The organism is Winogradskyella poriferorum, assembly GCF_050618035.1.
GTDB lineage: Bacteria > Bacteroidota > Bacteroidia > Flavobacteriales > Flavobacteriaceae > Winogradskyella > Winogradskyella poriferorum_A.
In genome coordinates, this window is the sequence record NZ_JBODPY010000254.1 from 1 (window position 1) to 218 (window position 218).

General features: G+C 38.1%; 1 pseudogene. It reads left to right on the forward strand.

The features are described from left to right. Nucleotides 1-15: 15 nt before the first annotated feature. Nucleotides 16-218 (forward strand): annotated as a pseudogene (locus ACRHOC_RS15665) (DNA polymerase III subunit delta'); the annotation flags it as partial.

Genomic DNA, 218 nt, shown 5'->3' on the forward strand with positions numbered 1-218 from the left:
AGATAGTTTTGCGCTATGCTTTTTTCAGAAGTATTACGACAAGAACACATTAAAAATCATCTCACAACTAGTGTCGATAAGGGCTGAATAGCCCATGCACAATTGTTTGTAGGGCCTGAAGGGTGTGGTGCTTTACCAATGGCACTAGCCTATGCACAATATCTTTTTTGTCAGAATAAAAATGGTGAAAATACTGGTGGTAACGATTCTTGTAACTT